We start from the raw sequence: 17,092 nt of genomic DNA, 5'->3' as shown, positions 1-17,092 counted from the left end.
TGCTGATTCGGTAGTTCGTAAATATTCGAAGAATGGAATTAGTATAGCCGATGCGGTATGATTCTGCTCATGCGTCCACACAAACATCCCTCCGCCAGCGAATTCGTCCTCGAGCGCGTGCTGTACGCCTTGAGCGACAGCATCCGCCTCGACATCGTGCGCCACCTGGCCAGAGTCGACGCGGCCGCCTGCGGCGACCTCGATGGCGGGCGGCCGAAATCGACCGTCTCCCACCATTTCAAGGTCTTGCGCGAAGCGGGCCTCGTCTACACGGAAAACGCGGGCACCACGCACATGAACACCCTGCGCCGCGCCGACATCGAGAGCCGCTTCCCCGGCTTGCTGGAGGCGATCCTGGCGCAGCAGCCCCTGGCGTCCGAGCCGCCGCAGGCGGAAAAGCCGGCAGCGTAGCCGCCTGCCGTGCCCCGCCAACTTCCCGACTCGGCTATGATGTCGGCCTTTCGGTAAATCCTCGGCCGCGCGCCTGTTGCGCGATGGGCTGGCGACACTGCCTGGCATGGCAAGGGATGGGAATGACGGCAGCAGCAGCGGTATCACAGGCGGACCTGGCACATCGTCCGCAGTTTGGCTGGATCAATGTATTAAAGGCGGGTGCGGCGCAGCTGATCGTGTTGCACCACCTGGCGTTTTATGGCCCCATGTCCGACTACGTGCAGCCCCTGTGGCCCGCGCTGCTGGACTGGCTGGGCGGCAGCGCGCGCATCGCCGTGCAAGTGTTTCTCGTCATCGGCGGCTTCCTGGTCGCCAAATCCCTCTCGCCTGCCGGCCGCCCTGGCATCGCTGCCCCGCTGCAAGCCGTCTGGCGCCGCTATGCCAAGCTGGCGCCGCCTTTCCTGGCCGCCACCTTGCTGGCGGCTGTCATCACGCCCGTGGCCGGCATCTGGATGATGCACGATTCCATGTCGGCCGCCGTCACCCTGGGGCAGCTGAGCGCCCATGCCCTGCTGCTGCATGGCGTGCTGGGCTATGAATCGCTGTCGGCCGGCGCCTGGTACGTGGCCATCGATTTCCAGCTGTATATGCTGACGGTATCGCTGTTGTGGCTGGGCGGCCGCCTGGCGGGCCAGCGGCGCGGGCACTGGCTGATGCCGCTGTCCGTCACTGCGGGCATCACTTTTTCCTTGCTGTATTTCAATCTCGACGCGGGATGGGACAATTGGGCGCCGTATTTCTTCGGCAGCTATGGCCTGGGCATGCTGGCCTGGTGGGCCGGCGACCCCGGGCGCAAGCCCGCCGCCATGGCCCTGCTCATGACCATGGCCGCCGCGCCCGTCCTGCTGGCCCTGGCCATCGATTACCGCAGCCGCATCGCCCTGGCCCTGGTCGTCGCCTGCGCACTGTGCCTGTTCGGCCGCGCCCGCACGCCTTCCCATGGCCGGGCCTGGAACATCGTCAATGCGCTGGGCCGCATCTCGTACGCCGTCTTCCTCGTGCACTTTCCCGTCAGCCTGCTGGTCAATGCCTTGTTCACTGCCTATGTCCCGCTTGAGCCGGAGTGGCAGGCGCTGGGCATGCTGACGGCCTGGGGTGCCAGCCTGGCGGCGGGCGCCGCGTTTCACCGCTGGGTGGAGGTGCCGCTGGGGCGGGTGATGGGTGGTGTTCTCGCGCATCTGGCGGGGAGGCCGGTGCTGGCGTCGCGTTAAGCGCTGGCGTCCGGCCTGCCAAGGGCAGGGGATTGTTGCTCAGGGATATAGTTGCCGTGTATGCATGACGGCAAGAATTTCCATCGCGCTTGCGTCAACGCGATATGCGACGACATGGTCTGGGTGGGCAAGCAGTTCACGCGTGCCGACAATTCTGTCAGTTCGGCCCAGGTGAGGATGATGCGGAAGTTGTGAGGCCGCGTTGTCGATGTCGTCGTAAGGCTGAAGTGCTGCTGCCTGGTTGCGCTGCGCGATGTAGGCGAGGGCCGCGGTCAGATCTGCCTGCACTTCAGTCTTCCATGGAATCGGCAGCATGGTCATCAGGCTGGGCTGCGACGATTTTCCTCAGTCGCGCCATGACCGCCTCATGTGGACGGGCAGGGCGGTCATCATGTAGTGATGTCGATACTTTTGCGCGAAACCAGCGGCCATAGGTTTCGGCTGCTTCCGTCGTCTCAAATTCGGACGTTGCCGAAAACAAAAAAGCCAACCGCGAACGGTTGGCTTCTTCATAGTATTTGGTAGGCCGTGCGGGATTCGAACCTGCGACCAACGGATTAAAAGTCCGCTGCTCTACCAGCTGAGCTAACGACCCAAAAACTTTTTACAACAACTTCGGTAACACTGTGCCGTAAAAAAATGCTTGCTATAACAACTCGCAAGCAGATCAGTACTGCGTATTCGTGGTAGGCCGTGCGGGATTCGAACCTGCGACCAACGGATTAAAAGTCCGCTGCTCTACCAGCTGAGCTAACGACCCGAAGAAGAAAGATTATAGGGGGTGCCCGGGATTCTGTCAAACCTAACGGGCAACTTTTTCCCCGCTTTTACTTTTTGCCGGCCCGTTCCTTGGCCGTCTGGGCCGCGCTGGAGTCCGGGTAGCGCGAGATCAGGGCGTTCAGTGTCTTGGTGGCGTTTGCCTTGTCTTTCAGCTCCGTGTAGCAGCTGGCGATGTTGAGCATGGCGTCGGCCGCCTTCGGGCTGTCCGGATAGTTCTTCAGCACTGCCTGCTGGGCCGTGATGGCGCTCTTGCAGTCGCGCTGGGCGTAATAGGCGTTGCCCAGCCAGTATTGCGCATTGGCCGCGTAGGCCGATTCCGGATAGCGTTTCACGAAGGCATCCAGTGCCGTGACGGCGCCCTTGTAGTCGCCCGACTTGAACTGGCCGAACGCCGTTTCATACGCGCTTTGCTCGGACACGCCCACGGCCGCTTCCTGGCCGTCGATGGTGACCTGGCGCGGCTCGAGCTTGCGCAGGCGCGCGTCGATATCGGTGTAGAAATCCTTCTGGCGCTTTTGCGTGTTCGCCAGGTCATTGCCCAGTACTTCGATCTGGCCGCGCAGGCGGGCGATCTCCTGCATGGTCTGGTCGTGCTGGTTGAGCAGGCTCAAGGTGCTGGTCTTGTCCGCCTTGGCGTCGATGCGGCTGTTCAGGTCGCGCGCCATTGCGTCGACCTTGGCGCGCAGCTCCAGGATGGCCTTGCGCGCTTCGTCGTCGTCGAACAGGGCGGCGTTGGCGTGCAGGGGCAGGTAGGCAAACGCGGCCATCAAGGCGGCGGCAACGCCGGCTTTCGAGAATGTCATCATGGGTCGGGCTTTCAAAGGTTACGCAAACATGCAAACGGGGCGCCGGGCGGTGAATCACCGCGCTGCGCCCCATTATTATGCCTATGACTGGCCAGTTAGGTAAGCGTCAATGCTGCGGCGCTCACCTGTCAACATCAATAAACGATGTCAGCGCGGCGGTTTTCAGCCCATGCTGCTTCGTTGCTGCCTTGTGCTTTAGGCTTTTCTTTGCCCAGCGACACGGCTTCCATCTGGCCTTCCGGCACACCCAGGGCTGCCATCGACTTGCGCACTGCTTCAGCACGTTTCTGGCCCAGGGCCAGGTTGTACTCGGCGCCGCCGCGTTCATCGGTGTTACCTTGGATCAGGATCTTGCGGGCTGGGGTTTTTACCAGGTAGGCAGCGTGGTTTTGCACGACTGGGGTGTCCGCTTCGCGCACGACGTATTTGTCGAAGTCGAAGTAGATGCTGCGGTTGGCCAGCACGCCTTTTGGATCGTCCAGCGGATCGACCGATGCGGTCGTCACTGGCTGAACTTGACGGGTGTCAACTGGTGCTGGAGCTGCTTTTTCAGGAGCGCGCTCAACCACTGGGGTTTCTGCTACTTTAACTGGGGTGCTGCAGGCGGACAGCAGGGCTGCGGTAGCGGCGATGAAAGCCAAACTTTTAAAGTTACTCATTTTTATTCTCCGGGTCATGGTTAAAGGTGAAACTGTACAGCATTTACTTCATGAAAGGACCCCAGGTGGGCTCCTTGATATTGCCAGCTTGCGTAGTCAAACGCTGTTTGACGCGGCCATCCACCGATACCACTGCCAGCGACTTGCGTCGTCCGGATTCGGTCGCGTACATGATATATTTCCCGTTGGGCGAAAAGCTCGGTGATTCGTCGTTGGCGGTGTCCGACAGGCGCAGTTCCTGGCCACTAGCCAGGTCGAGCGCGTAGAGCTGGAAATTGCCGTCGCGACGGGAAATATAAGCGAGTGTCTTCCCGTCGGACGAAATCCGCGGGCTGATGTTGTAGGGGCCGCCAAACGTCACGCGCTTGGCTTCGCCGCCGTTGACCGACATGCGGTAGATTTGTGGTCCGCCGCTGCGATCGCTGGTGAAGTAAATGCTCTGGCCATCGGCCGAGAATTGGGGTTCCGTATCGATGCCGCTGCTGCTGCTGACGCGGCGCAAGCCGCTGCCGTCGGCATTGACGGTGTAGACCTGGGTATGGCCATCGCGCGACAGGGCCACGGCCAGGCGCGAACCGTCCGGGCTCCAGCTCGGCGCGGAGTTGCTGCCTTTTTCATTCGATACGATGGTGCGCTGGCGCGTCACCAGGTTTTGCACGTAGACGATGGGCTTTTTCTTTTCAAACGACACATACGCGACCTTGGTGCCGTCCGGCGACCACGATGGCGAAATGATGGGCTCGTTCGAGCGCAGGGCGACCTGGATGCCTTCGCCATCGGCGTCGGCCACTTCCAGGCGGTATTCGCGGCCCGATTGCGTGACGTAGGCGATGCGCGTGGCGAACGCACCCTTGACGCCCGTCAGCTTCTCATAGATGTCATCGGCGATTTTATGCGCGAGCAGGCGGTTGAACTGGGGCGCGGCCGCATTGTTCATGCTGGAGATCTGCGCACCCTTGATGGTGTCGAACAGCTTGTAGCGCACGTCCAGGCGGCCATCGGCCATGCTTTGCACGGTGCCGGCCGCCAGCGCATCGGCGCCGCGCGACTTCCACTGCTCGTAGCTGACGGGCGCCGTTTCCGCCACGGGCGCATCGGCGTCGATCAGCTTGAACACGCCGCTGCGGGCCAGGTCGGCCTTGATGATGCCCGACAGCGATTGCGGCGCCGCCGATTCATTGACAAAGCTGGCGACAGCCACCGGGATCTGGTTGCTGCCGATCCCCGTAATCTCCACGCGCAGCTGCGCCTGGGCGCCCGACGCTCCCAGCATCAGGCCGGCGCAGAGCACGACATAGCTCATTTTTTTCATGGTCATCATTTAGGCAAATCCTTCATCTCGAATATGAGTTCAATCTCGCGTTCCACGGTGCCGTCTTTTTTCTTCGGCAGTGGCGACGATTTATTAATGGCGTTTTCCACCGAGCTGTCGTACGCCGGCAGGCCGCTACTTTTAATCTTTCGGACCGAAATAATTTCCCCAGTTGGCAGTTGCTCGATCTTGAACACGGCGCGCGGGTTGCCCGGCACGTCCGTGCTACCGCTGTACGCGATATTGCTCTTGATCTTGCTCGTCAGGGCAGCGACATAGCCGCTGTCCTTGCGTGGCGCGGTCGCTTTCGCGGCCGTGCCCGTCGTGCCGGCGCCCGCCGCGCCCGTGATGCGGCGCATTTCCGCGTCACGCGCCTTGTCGGCGGCTTTCTTTTCTTCCGCCGCTTTTTTCGCCTTGGCCGCTTTTTCCGCCGCCGCTTTTTTATCGGACAGTTCTTTCTCGGCTTTTTCTTCCGCCGCTTTTTCTTTCTCTTTGGCCAGCTTGGCTTTCTCCAGCTTGTCGGCCTTTTCTTTTTCCAGCTTTTCAGCCTTGTCTTTTTCTTTCTGCTTCTGTTTTTCCAGTTCGCGCTTTTCTTCCTCGCGTTCCTTCAATTCCTGCTTGCGGCGTTCTTCCGCAGCCGCCTTGTCTTTTTCTTCCTTCAGCTTGGCTTTCTTGCGTTCCAGGGCGATCTCCGCCTCGCGCAGGTCGACCTTCGGCTCGGGCGCGGCCACGGGCGGCGGTGGCGGCGGGGCCGGCTGTTCCACTTGCGGTTCCGGCGGCGGGGTCGGTGTCGGCTCCGGTGCCGTCGCCACCTCGGGCGGCGGCGCGGCCGTCTGCACCTGCATGTCCCATACTTCCGCTTCGACGGCCACAGGTTCCGTATTTTGCCAGTGTACGCCTACCCACAGGAAAAACAGCAGGCCAAGGTGCATCGCCAGCGCCAGGCCCAGCGAGGGCCAGCGGCTGCGTTCGCGCGGCACGCTGTAGGGCTTGCCGAGTACATGGTCGATTTGTTTGGTCTGCAAAGTCTAGTCTATCTAAAAACGGTCAAGTCTGGAAACAGGATGCTGCGCTTACTTGGTGGCCAGGCCGACGCGGGTAATGCCCATCTTTTTCGCTTCCGAAATGAGCTGGATCACATCGTCGTACTTGCTTTCCTTGTCGCCCGCGATCATCACGGGATACTCGGGATTGGTCTCGTGCAAGCCGCGCAGCTTGCGCAGCAGGGCGTCGCGGTTCGGTTCCGTTTCCGGCGCCTGCTGCTCCTTGCCGATCAGGCCGATCGACAGCGAACCGTTCGGCTTGAGCACGATCTGGATATAGTCGTCGGGCGGTTTCGCCGACTTTTCCGCGTTGGGCAGGTTCACCACGCTGGGATTGTTCGACGACGGCATCACCATGAAAATGATCAGCAGCACCAGCATCACGTCGATATACGGCACGACGTTGATCTCGGACTTGAACTTGCGGCCACGGCCGCCCCGCATGCCGCCGCTATTGAATGAGGAACCCATGGACCTTGCTCCCTCTTAGCGCGACTGGCGCTGCAGGATGTTGGAGAATTCCTCGACGAAGCTCTCGAAGCGGATCGCCAGGCGGTCGATGTCGTGCGAAAAACGGTTGTAGGCAACGACGGCGGGAATCGCCGCGAACAGGCCGATGGCGGTGGCGATCAGCGCTTCGGCAATGCCGGGCGCGACGGCGGCCAGGGTGGCTTGCTGCACGTTGGCCAGGCCGCGGAAGGCGTTCATGATGCCCCATACGGTGCCGAGCAGGCCGATGTAGGGCGAGACGGAGCCGACGGAGGCGAGGAAGGCCAGGTGCGATTCGAGCACGTCCATTTCACGCTGGAAGGCGGCGCGCATGGCGCGGCGGGCGCCGTCGAGCACGGCGCCGACGTCCAGCGCTTCGCGCGAACCGTACGAGGCCTTGCCCTTGATGAATTCGCCCATGCCGGCATCGAAGATGCGGGCCAGCGCGCCGCTCTGGTCGCGGTTGCCGCTGGCGTTTTGGTGCAGCGCATGCAGGTTGCCGCCGGCCCAGAAGCTGCGTTCGAATTCGATGGTCTGCTTGCGCGCCTGGCGCACGGCAAACATCTTGCGGAAAATGTAGGTCCAGCTGGTCAGGGAAATCAGCAGCAGCAGGGCCATGATCAGTTGCACGATCAGGTGGGCATTGGTGATGAGCGCGAGGAAAGAAAGATCTTGTGTAACGTTCATTGGCTGGCAGTCTGTTGGGTGAATTGTCCGGGGGTGGCGGGTAGGGCTCAGGCGTCGCGCATGCGGGCCGCTACTGCATCAGGCACGGCGCGCGGGCGCAATGCCGAGTCGACGCAGCCGATCTTGACGCGGGCCGTGTTCAGCAGGCGGTCGCCGCACCAGGCTTGTTGCAGGAAAACGATGGAGGCGCGCCCCATTTTTTCTATGCTTAATGTTAATTTTACCGTGTCATCGAGCCTGGCTGGCGCATGATAGTCGGCGTTGACGCTTTTGACAACGAACATCGCGTCGTGCTGTTCCAGCAATGCCTGCTGGCCCACATCGATGGCGCGCAGCCATTCGGTGCGCGCGCGTTCGAAGAATTTCAGGTAGTTCGCGTAATACACGATGCCGCCGGCGTCGGTGTCTTCATAGTAGACACGTACGTTCCAGGTAAAGACTGAAGGCATGTTTATTGCGCCAGTAGTGAGATTGAGCAACATTTTACGCGATTTTTCTTCTTGTGACTGTGGGCGCTTGCTGGAAAGCCATGCGAAAGCTGCATATAAGTTGCACCGCAGCATTGTAAATCCAGGGTACACAATGGCAAGCCTCGTAACATACGCTTACATGCCATGGCCAGGTTTAAGTCCAGCTTAAGAGCCGCTGCCTTGCACGGGGAACGGCCTGTGGCCATGCCCGGGCTGCGGCGGCGCGCGGCGATTATAGCGGCAGCGCTGCATTCCTTGCTCAATTTGGGCACTTAACTTACAATTTGACTTCCATTACGTCTCACGTGACTGGCGAAAAGTCGGCGATCTGCCTGGATGGCGATCGGCAAACCGGCGAAAGGTGGACACCCACCGGGAAACGTGAGATTTTTCATCAGCCGTTCGCCTGGGTAGCCACTATGGAAATGCACGAAGAGGCTGCCTGTCAAATGTTGTTATTCACTTAACGCCGGCTCCCCTCATTCGATCCAACCTGCCAGTACAAGCACCCTCATACTTGGAGTTTTTACATGTTTGCAAAAGATCACAACCTCGCCAACGTCGACCCTGAACTGTTCGCCGTCATTCAAAAAGAAAACGTGCGCCAGCACGATCACATCGAGTTGATCGCGTCGGAAAACTATACGTCGCCAGCCGTAATGGAAGCGCAGGGCTCGCAACTGACGAACAAATACGCCGAAGGCTATCCAGGCAAGCGCTACTACGGCGGCTGCGAATACGTGGACGTGGCCGAGCAACTGGCCATCGACCGCGTCAAGCAGCTGTTCGGCGCCGAATGCGCGAACGTGCAGCCGAATTCCGGCTCGCAGGCGAACCAGGGCGTGTTCTTTGCCATGTTGAAACCAGGCGACCTGATCATGGGTATGTCGCTGGCCGAAGGCGGCCACCTGACCCACGGCATGCCGCTGAACATGTCGGGCAAGTGGTTCGACGTGGTGTCGTACGGCTTGACGGCGGAAGAAGACATCGATTACGCGGCGATGGAACGCCTGGCGCGCGAACGCAAGCCCAAGCTGATCATCGCCGGCGCGTCCGCGTTCTCGAAAAAGATCGACTTCGAACGCTTCAGCAAGATCGCCAAGGAAGTGGGCGCCTATTTCATGGTCGACATGGCCCACTACGCCGGCCTGATCGCCGCCGGCCTGTACCCGAACCCGGTGCCGTTCGCCGACTTCGTCACCTCGACCACGCACAAATCGCTGCGCGGCCCCCGCGGCGGCATCATCCTGATGAAGGCCGAACACGAAAAAGCCATCAACTCGGCCATCTTCCCCGGCATCCAGGGCGGCCCGCTGATGCACGTGATCGCCGGCAAGGCCGTCGCCTTCAAGGAAGCGCTGAGCCCTGAATTCGTCGAGTACCAGAAGCAAGTGATCAAGAACGCCGACGTGCTGGCAAAAACCCTGATCAAGCGCGGCCTGCGCATCGTCTCCGGCGGCACCGAATCGCACGTCATGCTGGTCGACCTGCGCGCCAAGAACCTGACGGGCAAGGAAGCCGAAGCCATCCTCGGTTCCGCGCACATCACCTGCAACAAGAACGGCATCCCGAACGACCCGCAAAAACCGTTCGTCACCTCGGGCATCCGCCTGGGCAGCCCGGCGATGACGACGCGCGGTTTCAAGGAAGCGCAAGCGGAAGAAGTGGGCAACCTGATCGCCGACGTGCTGGACAATCCGCATGACGCCGCCACCATCGAGCGCGTGAAAGCGGCCGTGAAAGTGCTGGCCGACGCGCACCCTGTGTACGCTGCATAATTATTTGTCCAGAATGTGTCATACGGAGTAAGATTCTGTCTGACACATTCCAGTCGTGCCCCAGGGCGCCCGGAGTGATTCGGGCGCCCTTTCATTTAAGGGCGGCGATTTCCCGTAATTATTACTATAAAGTTGTATCCAGCCCATGAAATGTCCATTTTGCCAGCACGGCGATACCCAGGTTCTCGATACGCGCGTATCGGAGGAAGGGGATGCCATACGGCGCCGCCGCCGTTGCGGCAAATGCGACAAGCGTTTCACCACGTATGAGCGCATTGAACTTATCATGCCGGCCGTCGTCAAAAAGAATGGCAGCCGGACGGAGTTCGCTGCGGATAAGTTGCGCGGCAGTTTGATGCTGGCCTTGCGCAAGCGCCCCGTCGCGGCCGCCTCCGTGGATACGGCCATCGCATCCATCCAGGAAAAACTGCTGACCAGCGGCTTGCGCGAAGTCGATTCCGGCTATATCGGCGAGCTCGTCATGCAGGAACTCAAGCGCCTGGACAAAATCGCCTATATCCGCTTTGCCTCCGTGTACAAGAATTTCGAGGACCTGGCCGAGTTCCAGGATGCGATTGCCGAAGTGGGGCAGGCCCGCGGCAAGCCCTGACGCTTGCGCGAAGCTTCTTGTTCGACGACGGGGCCGCTTGCGCGCCCCGTTTCCACCACGCCAGCGCCCGCCTGGCAAGCGGCCTGATCAATCCGGGCGCGGTCTCTCTCCTCACTTTTCCCTATTTTGCAGCGACGTTTGCGCTGCCTCATGCCCGAGTTTTTGCGCGCGCCTATCTTGTAGCTGGGCCGGGCGTTTGCGCGGTTCCGGTCCGGGTTTGACTCTGTCAGCAGGAGAAGCTCATGCACAGCGGCACGCGTGGTCCCATGGATGGCAGCAGCCTCGTCGAGGTGCTGGTGTCGCTGCTGCTGTTGGCGCTGGGCCTGCTGGGCGCCAGCATCGTGCAACTGAATGCCCTGCGCGCGCGCCATGAGTCGGCATTGCTGTCGGCGGGCGTGCAGCTGGCCGCCGGCATGGCCGAGCGCATGCGCGCGAACAGCGTGCTCATGTATGGCCCCGACGGGGGCAATCCCTACCTGAACGTGGCCTACGCGGCGGCGGACGGCGCCGACGCGGGCGGCGGGCCGGACTGCTTTGGCGCTGCCGCCTGCAGCGGGGCCGACCTGGCGCAATTCGATATCGCCGAATGGAAACAGCAACTGCAATCGGCCTTGCCCGGCGCGCGCCTGCGTATCTGCCGCGACGTCCCCGCGTGGGATGCCGCCGCCCAAGGCTTGCACTGGGCTTGCAGCGGCGGCAAGGGCGCGCCCATCGTCATCAAGCTGGGCTGGCGCGGCCGCCAGCCCGATGGCTCGCCCGCCGTGAATGGGGCGGGCGAGTCGCTGCCCAGGCTGGCATTCCAGCTGGGGGGAGGGGGCGCATGAACGGCGTGAACGGCATGCGCGCTGGCAGGCGCCGGCATCGCGGCATGAGCCTGCTCGAATTGCTGGTAGCCCTGTCGCTGGGCGCGCTGCTGATGCTGGCCGCCAGCGCCATGCTGCTGGCGGCCAGCGGCAGTTATGGCGACCAGTCCGCCAGTGCGCGCCTGGACGACAATGGCCGCTATGCGCTCGATGCCATCGCCCGCGCCGTGCGCCAGACGGCGTACGTGAATTGGGACAGCAGCGCCGCGCCCGTCGCCCATGCCGACTACGACAGCGCGAATATCGCGGGGCTCGATGCGCACAGCCTGGGCAAGAACAGCGAAGGCATCAGCGGCGCGTTGCCCGATGCCGTGCATGGCAGCGATGTGCTGGCCCTGCGCTATTACGGCGCCGGCAAGGACGAGGGCGGCGACGGTTCCGTGCTCAATTGCGCCGGCTTCGGCGTGGGCGCCGCGCAAACGGAGGCGCAGCGGGGCTGGAGCATTTTCTATGTGGCCCAGGGCGCCGACGGCGAGGGCGAGCTGCGCTGCAAATACCGTGGCGCGAACGGCTGGGGCGCGGACGCCGTCATCCGTGGCGTCGACGGTTTCCAGGTGCTGTATGGCCTCGACACGGATACGCCGCCCGACGGCGTGGCGAACCGGTATGTCAACGCCAGCGCGCTCGACGCCTACGATGCGGCGCTGGTGCTGGCCGGCGCGGATGCGGCCGCACGCCAGCGCGATTTTCACCGCCGCACGCACTGGAAGCGCGTGGCCAGCGTGCGCGTGGCGCTGCTGCTGCATGGCGAGGCGGGCCAGGTGGACAAGCTGGCGGAACTGGGGCCGGCGCAGTTCGACCTGTTCGGCCCGGCGTATGCGGAGGCGCACGGCGACGACGACACGGGTGTGCGTATCGCGCGCGCGGCCTTGCCCGCCGCATTGCGTTCCCGGCTGCGGCAACTGGTGCAGACGAGCATCGTGCTGCGCAACGGGCCGGCCTAGGCGGGGGCGCGATGGCTGGCGCGGGCGTCCGCCGTTGCGCACCGTGGTGCCGACCTCGTACGCGCGACGGTGGCGCCACTCTCGTGTATGTGCTGTGCCTGTTGGTGATCATTTTGCTGCTGGGCATATCTGCAGCGCAGATGGCCTTGCAGGGAGAAAAGGCGGCGCGCGGCGAGCGCGACCGGCAGATCGCGTTTCAGGCGGCGGAGGAGGCATTGGTGGATGCGCAGAACGATATCGAAGGCTTGCCCGGCGCGCCGGGCCGCAGCAGCCTCTTCGCGCCGGACAGCGCGGCTGGGTTCGCGGATGGCTGCGGCGAGGGAGGCGCACTGGGCTTGTGCTTGCCCGCACCGCCGGATGCGCCGGCTCTCTGGCTGAGCATGGAACTGGATGGCGCCGAAGGGGCAAGTGCCGGCCGCACCGTGCCGTATGGCCAGTTTACGGGCGCCGTGATGCAGACGGGTCAAGGTTTCCTGCCGTCGCGCCGTCCTCGCTACCTTATCGAACTGCTGTCGTTTCACCCGCCCGGCGCCCAGGCGGCAGCCGCGGCCGGCAGCCTGGCCACGGAAAGCTATGTGTACCGCATCACGGCCATCGGTTTCGGCGCGCAGGAAAGCACGCAAATTGTGCTGCAAAGCTACTACCGCAAGCAGGCGGCCGGAGCGGGGCCATGAGGGCTTTATCGTCCGCTGCATGGCCGGCTGCATGGTCCGCTGCTTCGTGGTCCGCTTTATGGTCCGCTTTGTTGTCCGCCTGGCGGCGCGCCGGCCGCGTCTCGCTGTTGCTGCTGCTGCTGCTGCTGCTGGCCGGCTTGGCCTGCCTTACTTGCGGCCCCGTTGCGGCCGCCGCCGCGCCCCCGGTGGCGCTGGAGCGGGCCGACGCGGGCTTGCATGGCGCCAGGGTGCCGCCGAATCTGCTTCTCAACCTGTCCCTCACGCATGCTGCCGCCGCTGCCGCATATGGCGGCGAGTATGCGCCGCAGCGCGAGTACTTCGGTTACTTCCATGCGCGCATGTGCTACAGCTATCCGTATCGCAGCAAGGATGGCGTCATGCTGCCGGACTTGCGCGTAGCGACCGCTTACTTCTCAGTGCTGAAACCGGCCGATGCGCTGCACGGTTGCGGCGGCGACAGTTTCAGCGGCAACTTTCTCAACTGGGCCAGCGCCAGCATGCTCGACATCGTCCGTTACGCCCTGACGGGCGGCGACCGCGTCATCGACGAGGTACGCAAGACGGTGCTGCAGCGCGCCTACCTGCCCGATGCGGACGGCCCCGTCGACTTCTTTGCTCATCCCGTCTTTTTTCCGCGCAAGGTCTTGCAGACTGGCGTGTCGGCGGCGACGCCGTTTGCGCTGGCGCAACTGGCTATTGTTTCCTGTCGTAATCGTTTGCTATTCGGCGATGCCAGCCTCAGCCAGCCTGCGGGCGGCTCGTGCGATACCCCCGGCGGCGCAGCCACGCACGGCGTGTTTCTTGCGCGCGTGCGCGTGTGCGACGCTGTCGAAGGGCCGCTGCGCGACGACTTGTGCCTGGCGTATGGCAAGAACTACAAGCCGGTGGGCGCCGTGCAGCGCCATGGGGGCAGGGTGCGCGTGGGCGTGTTCGGCCACTTGAACGACGTGCCCGCCAGCGCCGGCCCCGTGTATGGCGGCGTGCTGCGCGCGCCGCTGGCCCATGTGGGCAGGCAGCGCTGGGCGGCGCCCGATTTTTTGCCGCAAGATAATCCCGACGCCGAGTGGAATCCCGCCACCGGCGTGTATATGGCCCAAGCCCCATCCCACCTTGAGGCCCAGGGCGCGGGCCCCGGTGGCGGGGTGACCGCTTACATCAATGGCCTGGGCCGCAGCAATGCCGGGCATCCCGGCGCGTACGCGGGGGCGGCGCCGCTGGCCGAATTGCTGTACGAATCGCTGCGCTACCTGCAGGGCCGGCAGGCGAGTGTTTTGGTGCCGCCCGCCACGGCCCCGCCTGCCAACGATGGCGGCTTGCCGGTCGTGACTCCATGGAACGATCCGCAAACGGCCAGCTGCCAGCGCCACGTGGTCGTCAGCCTCGGCGATGGGGGCATGGCGGGCGACCGTTACGTGCCAGGCAATCTTCCAGTTACTCCCGCCGCGCCTGGCGACCGCGCCCGCGCCGCGGATGGCTTTGCGCCGCCCCCGTTCGATGCGATGGCCTGGACGCATGCGGTGGGTAGCCTGGAAAGCGGCGCCGCGCAGGGCAATCCCGCGCCGCGGCCCGAACTGGCGGCACTGGAACTGCTGGCCGACGGCGCGGGCGGCGCCAGCTACCATGCAGCCGGCCTGGCCTACTGGTCGCATGTGCAGGCGTTGCGCCCTGGCGGCAAGAAAGACGGCCTGGCGCCCGTCGAACACTATGCGGGCGACTTGCGCCAAGGCGACCCTGCGGCCGTGCCCGCCGCCACGCCGGCCGCTACTCCCTTGTTGCTGGCGGCAAAATATGGTGGTTTTCTCGATGCGAACGGCGACGCCAACCCCTACAAGAGCACGGCGGGCAGCGCGCTGGAGGAGTGGAGCCTGGATGGCCGCTGGCCCGCCCATTACCTGCCCGGCAGCGATCCGGCCGCCCTGATCGGGGGATTGCGCGCAGCGTTTGCGGCGGCCGACAAGGGCAGCTTGCCGGCGACGCTCGCGGGGCCGGCGCTGATGGCGCTGGCCAGCGGCACGGAAGACGCATACTGGTTTCACACGCAGGTGCGCCTGGCCGATGGCACCATGACCTTGTCGCGCAGCGCCTTTGCCGTGGGTGCCGATGGTGCACTGTTCCCGGGCAAGCCATGGTGGCGCGCGGGCGGACAGGATAAGCCCGTGCCGGAGGGGGCGTCCGCATCCTTGCGTCCCGTCTATACGCTCGACGCCCAGGGCAGCCTGGTGCAACTGGCGTGGCAGCGGCTCGATGCGGCCCAGCGCGGCGCATTCGACGGCGGCGATGGGCAGGGCGAGGCGCGCCTGGCGTACCTGCTGGGTGAGCGCAAGCACGAGGTGGGCCAGCCAGGAGGATTTTTGCGGCGCCGCACGGGCAGCCTGGGCGCCGCGCCGCATGGCAATTTGCTGTACGTGGGCGCACCGGGACTGGGCATGCCGGGCACCGGCTATGGCTCGCACCGCAAGTTGCTGCTGCAGCGGCGCAAGGTATTGTACCTGGGTGCCAACGATGGCTTGCTGCATGCGTTCGATGCGCGCACGGGCAGCGAATTGTTTGCCTATCTGCCGCAAGCGCTGCTGCACGCCGCAGCCGCCGCTGCGAGCACTCACTACAGCCCCGGCCCGCTGCTCGACGGTGCCGCGGCCACGGCGGAAGTGCTGGCGCTGGGACGCTGGAAGACGGTGCTGGCATCCGGCATGGGCGGCGGGGCGCAGGGTGTATTTGCGCTCGACCTCACGGACCCGGCGCGCTTTGCGCAAGACGGGGCGCTGTGGGAATTCACGGACCGCGATGACAGGCTGATGGGCAATGTACGCGCGCCGCCCGCCTTTGCCCGCATCAATATGGGCGGCCAGGATGGGGTGGTGGCCTACCGCGATTTTGCCGTCGTGACCAGCGGCTACAACAACCATGTGGACGATGGCAAGGACACGACGGCACCCGCTTCCGCCGCCGCCATCTTCCTGCTGGCGCTGGACAAGGCGCCCGGCACGCCGTGGGTGTTGGGAAGTAATTACTTCCGGCTTAAGGTGCCCGTGGCCAGCGGCGGCGGCCAGGGCGGCGATGCGGGTGCGGATGGGGACGCCAGCGCAGGCGCCATGTCCCACGCGCTGGGCCCGCCCGCCGTGGTACCGGGCAGCGATGGTGCACTGGCCCATGTGTATGCGGGCGATTTGCAGGGCAATATCTGGCGCCTGGATATGACCGGCGGGCCGCCGTGGAAAGATGGTCAGGGACGCAAGCTCGTGTTTGTTGCGCGCGATGCGCAGGGCAGGCGCCAGCCCGTGACGCAGCAGCTGAACGTGGCGTATGCGCCCGATGGCGGTTATCTGCTGCTGTTCGGTACGGGGAAACTGGTCGAAGGGGCCGATACCTGGCCTTCCGCCTTCCTGTCGCAGTCGTTCTACGCCGTGCACGACGATCTGCGGGAGTCGTCGCCCACGCGCAGCCGCGCCGACCTGGAGCAACGCAGCCTGGGCGAGGCGGTGGACGGCGTGCGCGTCGATGGTGCCGAGCTGCGCTATACGGGCAGCGATGCCATGCGCGGCTGGTACCTCGATTTCATGAACACGGCGCAGACGGGCGAACGCAGCATCAGCAGTCCCGTGCTGGCTGCGGGCAAGGTGCTGTTCAACACCGTCCTGCCGGGGCGCTATCCCTGCGCCAGGCCCGCCACCCGCCTGTACGTGCTCGATGTGCTGAGCGGTTTTGCCGCCGATGGCGCCGGTGTCGTGCAGGCGGGTGCGCAGACGGGGCGTCTGTTCGATGGCCTGGCGCGGGCGCCGCCGCTGGCGTTGGAACTGAACAGCACGGTGGGTGCCGTGACGGCCACAGGGCGGGCCGAGGGTCGCAAGGAACTGGCCGTGCTGCAACCGGGCCTGCCCGCCACGGCCAGCGGGGCCGGGCTCAAGGTTGTCAGCGCGCCGCTGCCGGCCCGGCGCCTCAGCTGGCGTGAAGTGGCGAACTGGCGCGAATTGCACGAGGCGGCCAAGCAAAAATAGGCGTGGCCAGGCGGGCGCCTTGAGCGCCGGCATAGTGCAAGCTGACCAGGCGCAGGCCACGCGTGAGCCGGCCTGCCGGATCGATGAGCAACTTTTTGCGAAGGGGCAGTCATGGGGGCGGTGGCGACGCGGAACGTGTCTGCTGCAGGCGATGCAGGTGACGTCGGCGCAAGTGGTAGCGCAGGTGGGAATGCCGGTGGCGGTAAGGACGCTGGCAATAAGGACGCTGGCGCGGGGGGCTGCATGGGAGGCAAGGGCGGCAGTGCATGCGGGGGCGGGGAGCCAGTTCTGCACCCGCGTCCCTGTGCGCCGCCGCAA

Annotated in this window: 17 protein-coding genes, 2 tRNA genes and 1 riboswitch; of the genes, 8 read left to right on the top strand and 11 right to left on the bottom strand. The window is 64.2% G+C overall.

The window, feature by feature from the left end; all coding sequences use genetic code 11:
* Positions 1-69: 69 nt before the first annotated feature.
* Entirely contained in the window at positions 70-411 is a 342-nt protein-coding gene (locus GCN74_RS18445) for an ArsR/SmtB family transcription factor (protein WP_152258020.1), read from the top strand.
* A 122-nt stretch (positions 412-533) separates the two neighbouring features.
* The gene (locus GCN74_RS18440) at positions 534-1,664 is read left to right on the top strand and encodes an acyltransferase family protein (RefSeq protein WP_152258019.1); all 1,131 of its coding nucleotides are present in this window, start codon (positions 534-536) and stop codon (positions 1,662-1,664) included.
* A gap of 39 nt (positions 1,665-1,703) precedes the next feature.
* Here the strand turns inward: GCN74_RS18440 and GCN74_RS18435 are convergent, their stop codons facing one another.
* From GCN74_RS18435 to ybgC, 11 genes are all read right to left on the bottom strand, one after another.
* A complete protein-coding gene (locus GCN74_RS18435; RefSeq protein ID WP_152258018.1) occupies positions 1,704-1,985 on the bottom strand; it encodes a type II toxin-antitoxin system RelE/ParE family toxin in 282 nt (93 codons plus the stop codon).
* The gene (locus tag GCN74_RS29730; RefSeq protein WP_413541555.1) at positions 1,954-2,145 is read right to left on the bottom strand and encodes a stability determinant; all 192 of its coding nucleotides are present in this window, start codon (positions 2,143-2,145) and stop codon (positions 1,954-1,956) included. Before GCN74_RS29730 ends, GCN74_RS18435 begins: the two co-directional genes overlap by 32 nt.
* A 38-nt stretch (positions 2,146-2,183) precedes the next feature.
* A tRNA-Lys gene (locus GCN74_RS18430) sits at positions 2,184-2,259 on the bottom strand.
* 89 nt (positions 2,260-2,348) lie between these two features.
* Positions 2,349-2,424: transfer RNA gene (locus tag GCN74_RS18425), tRNA-Lys, on the bottom strand.
* A gap of 67 nt (positions 2,425-2,491) precedes the next feature.
* A complete protein-coding gene (gene ybgF / locus GCN74_RS18420; RefSeq protein WP_152258017.1) occupies positions 2,492-3,250 on the bottom strand; it encodes a tol-pal system protein YbgF in 759 nt (252 codons plus the stop codon).
* Positions 3,251-3,384: 134 nt separating this feature from the next.
* Positions 3,385-3,909, bottom strand: a complete 525-nt coding sequence (pal, locus tag GCN74_RS18415; RefSeq protein ID WP_152258016.1) for a peptidoglycan-associated lipoprotein Pal — start codon at positions 3,907-3,909, stop codon at positions 3,385-3,387.
* 43 nt (positions 3,910-3,952) lie between these two features.
* Positions 3,953-5,221, bottom strand: coding sequence for a Tol-Pal system beta propeller repeat protein TolB (tolB, locus tag GCN74_RS18410; RefSeq protein WP_413541554.1), 1,269 nt, complete (start codon positions 5,219-5,221; stop codon positions 3,953-3,955).
* Between the two features lie 5 nt (positions 5,222-5,226).
* Positions 5,227-6,246 (bottom strand): cell envelope integrity protein TolA, encoded by a 1,020-nt coding sequence (gene tolA / locus GCN74_RS18405; protein WP_152258014.1) that lies wholly within the window; start codon positions 6,244-6,246, stop codon positions 5,227-5,229.
* Between the two features lie 48 nt (positions 6,247-6,294).
* Positions 6,295-6,735, bottom strand: a complete 441-nt coding sequence (locus tag GCN74_RS18400; RefSeq protein WP_226939111.1) for an ExbD/TolR family protein — start codon at positions 6,733-6,735, stop codon at positions 6,295-6,297.
* A 15-nt stretch (positions 6,736-6,750) separates the two neighbouring features.
* On the bottom strand, positions 6,751-7,440 hold the full coding sequence (gene tolQ / locus GCN74_RS18395) for a protein TolQ (RefSeq protein ID WP_046682323.1): 690 nt from the start codon (positions 7,438-7,440) through the stop codon (positions 6,751-6,753).
* Between the two features lie 47 nt (positions 7,441-7,487).
* On the bottom strand, positions 7,488-7,889 hold the full coding sequence (gene ybgC, locus GCN74_RS18390) for a tol-pal system-associated acyl-CoA thioesterase (RefSeq protein ID WP_152258013.1): 402 nt from the start codon (positions 7,887-7,889) through the stop codon (positions 7,488-7,490).
* Between the two features lie 316 nt (positions 7,890-8,205).
* A riboswitch (ZMP/ZTP riboswitch) is annotated at positions 8,206-8,329 on the top strand.
* A 111-nt stretch (positions 8,330-8,440) separates the two neighbouring features.
* Between ybgC and glyA the strand changes: the two genes are divergently transcribed.
* The 6 genes from glyA (at position 8,441) to GCN74_RS18360 (ending at position 16,774) form a co-directional block, all read left to right on the top strand.
* Positions 8,441-9,688 carry a serine hydroxymethyltransferase gene (glyA, locus tag GCN74_RS18385; protein ID WP_152258012.1) on the top strand — a complete coding sequence of 416 codons (1,248 nt, stop codon included), beginning with the start codon at positions 8,441-8,443 and terminating at the stop codon, positions 9,686-9,688.
* 145 nt (positions 9,689-9,833) lie between these two features.
* Positions 9,834-10,298, top strand: a complete 465-nt coding sequence (gene nrdR / locus GCN74_RS18380) for a transcriptional regulator NrdR (RefSeq protein ID WP_086146069.1) — start codon at positions 9,834-9,836, stop codon at positions 10,296-10,298.
* 242 nt (positions 10,299-10,540) lie between these two features.
* Positions 10,541-11,122: a type IV pilus modification protein PilV gene (pilV, locus tag GCN74_RS18375; RefSeq protein WP_152258011.1), complete on the top strand. Its 582-nt coding sequence runs from the start codon at positions 10,541-10,543 to the stop codon at positions 11,120-11,122.
* Complete coding sequence (locus GCN74_RS18370) at positions 11,119-12,105, top strand: PilW family protein (RefSeq protein ID WP_226939110.1); 987 nt, start codon at positions 11,119-11,121, stop codon at positions 12,103-12,105. Before pilV ends, GCN74_RS18370 begins: the two co-directional genes overlap by 4 nt.
* Before the next feature lie 11 nt (positions 12,106-12,116).
* Positions 12,117-12,779 carry a PilX N-terminal domain-containing pilus assembly protein gene (locus tag GCN74_RS18365; RefSeq protein WP_226939109.1) on the top strand — a complete coding sequence of 221 codons (663 nt, stop codon included), beginning with the start codon at positions 12,117-12,119 and terminating at the stop codon, positions 12,777-12,779.
* Between the two features lie 71 nt (positions 12,780-12,850).
* On the top strand, positions 12,851-16,774 hold the full coding sequence (locus GCN74_RS18360) for a pilus assembly protein (protein WP_152258009.1): 3,924 nt from the start codon (positions 12,851-12,853) through the stop codon (positions 16,772-16,774).
* The last annotated feature ends 318 nt before the right edge of the window (positions 16,775-17,092 follow it).

The organism is Janthinobacterium sp. FT14W (assembly GCF_009208755.1).
Taxonomy (GTDB): Bacteria; Pseudomonadota; Gammaproteobacteria; order Burkholderiales; family Burkholderiaceae_D; genus Janthinobacterium; species Janthinobacterium violaceinigrum.
Note: the sequence above shows the minus strand (reverse complement) of the source record. Positions and strands in the feature narration are given on the sequence as shown.

What these genes read in the sequence shown, in the direction of transcription:
- GCN74_RS18365 (WP_226939109.1), top strand. Translation starts at nt 12,117, where the DNA reads ATGGCTGGCGCGGGCGTCCGCCGTTGCGCACCGTGGTGCCGACCTCGT.
- tolB (WP_413541554.1), bottom strand. Translation starts at nt 5,221, where the DNA reads ATGAAAAAAATGAGCTATGTCGTGCTCTGCGCCGGCCTGATGCTGGGA.
- nrdR (WP_086146069.1), top strand. Translation starts at nt 9,834, where the DNA reads ATGAAATGTCCATTTTGCCAGCACGGCGATACCCAGGTTCTCGATACG.
- ybgF (WP_152258017.1), bottom strand. Translation starts at nt 3,250, where the DNA reads ATGATGACATTCTCGAAAGCCGGCGTTGCCGCCGCCTTGATGGCCGCG.
- glyA (WP_152258012.1), top strand. Translation starts at nt 8,441, where the DNA reads ATGTTTGCAAAAGATCACAACCTCGCCAACGTCGACCCTGAACTGTTC.
- ybgC (WP_152258013.1), bottom strand. Translation starts at nt 7,889, where the DNA reads ATGCCTTCAGTCTTTACCTGGAACGTACGTGTCTACTATGAAGACACC.
- tolQ (WP_046682323.1), bottom strand. Translation starts at nt 7,440, where the DNA reads ATGAACGTTACACAAGATCTTTCTTTCCTCGCGCTCATCACCAATGCC.
- GCN74_RS18370 (WP_226939110.1), top strand. Translation starts at nt 11,119, where the DNA reads ATGAACGGCGTGAACGGCATGCGCGCTGGCAGGCGCCGGCATCGCGGC.
- pal (WP_152258016.1), bottom strand. Translation starts at nt 3,909, where the DNA reads ATGAGTAACTTTAAAAGTTTGGCTTTCATCGCCGCTACCGCAGCCCTG.
- GCN74_RS18435 (WP_152258018.1), bottom strand. Translation starts at nt 1,985, where the DNA reads ATGACCATGCTGCCGATTCCATGGAAGACTGAAGTGCAGGCAGATCTG.
- GCN74_RS18445 (WP_152258020.1), top strand. Translation starts at nt 70, where the DNA reads ATGCGTCCACACAAACATCCCTCCGCCAGCGAATTCGTCCTCGAGCGC.
- pilV (WP_152258011.1), top strand. Translation starts at nt 10,541, where the DNA reads ATGCACAGCGGCACGCGTGGTCCCATGGATGGCAGCAGCCTCGTCGAG.
- GCN74_RS18400 (WP_226939111.1), bottom strand. Translation starts at nt 6,735, where the DNA reads ATGGGTTCCTCATTCAATAGCGGCGGCATGCGGGGCGGCCGTGGCCGC.
- GCN74_RS18440 (WP_152258019.1), top strand. Translation starts at nt 534, where the DNA reads ATGACGGCAGCAGCAGCGGTATCACAGGCGGACCTGGCACATCGTCCG.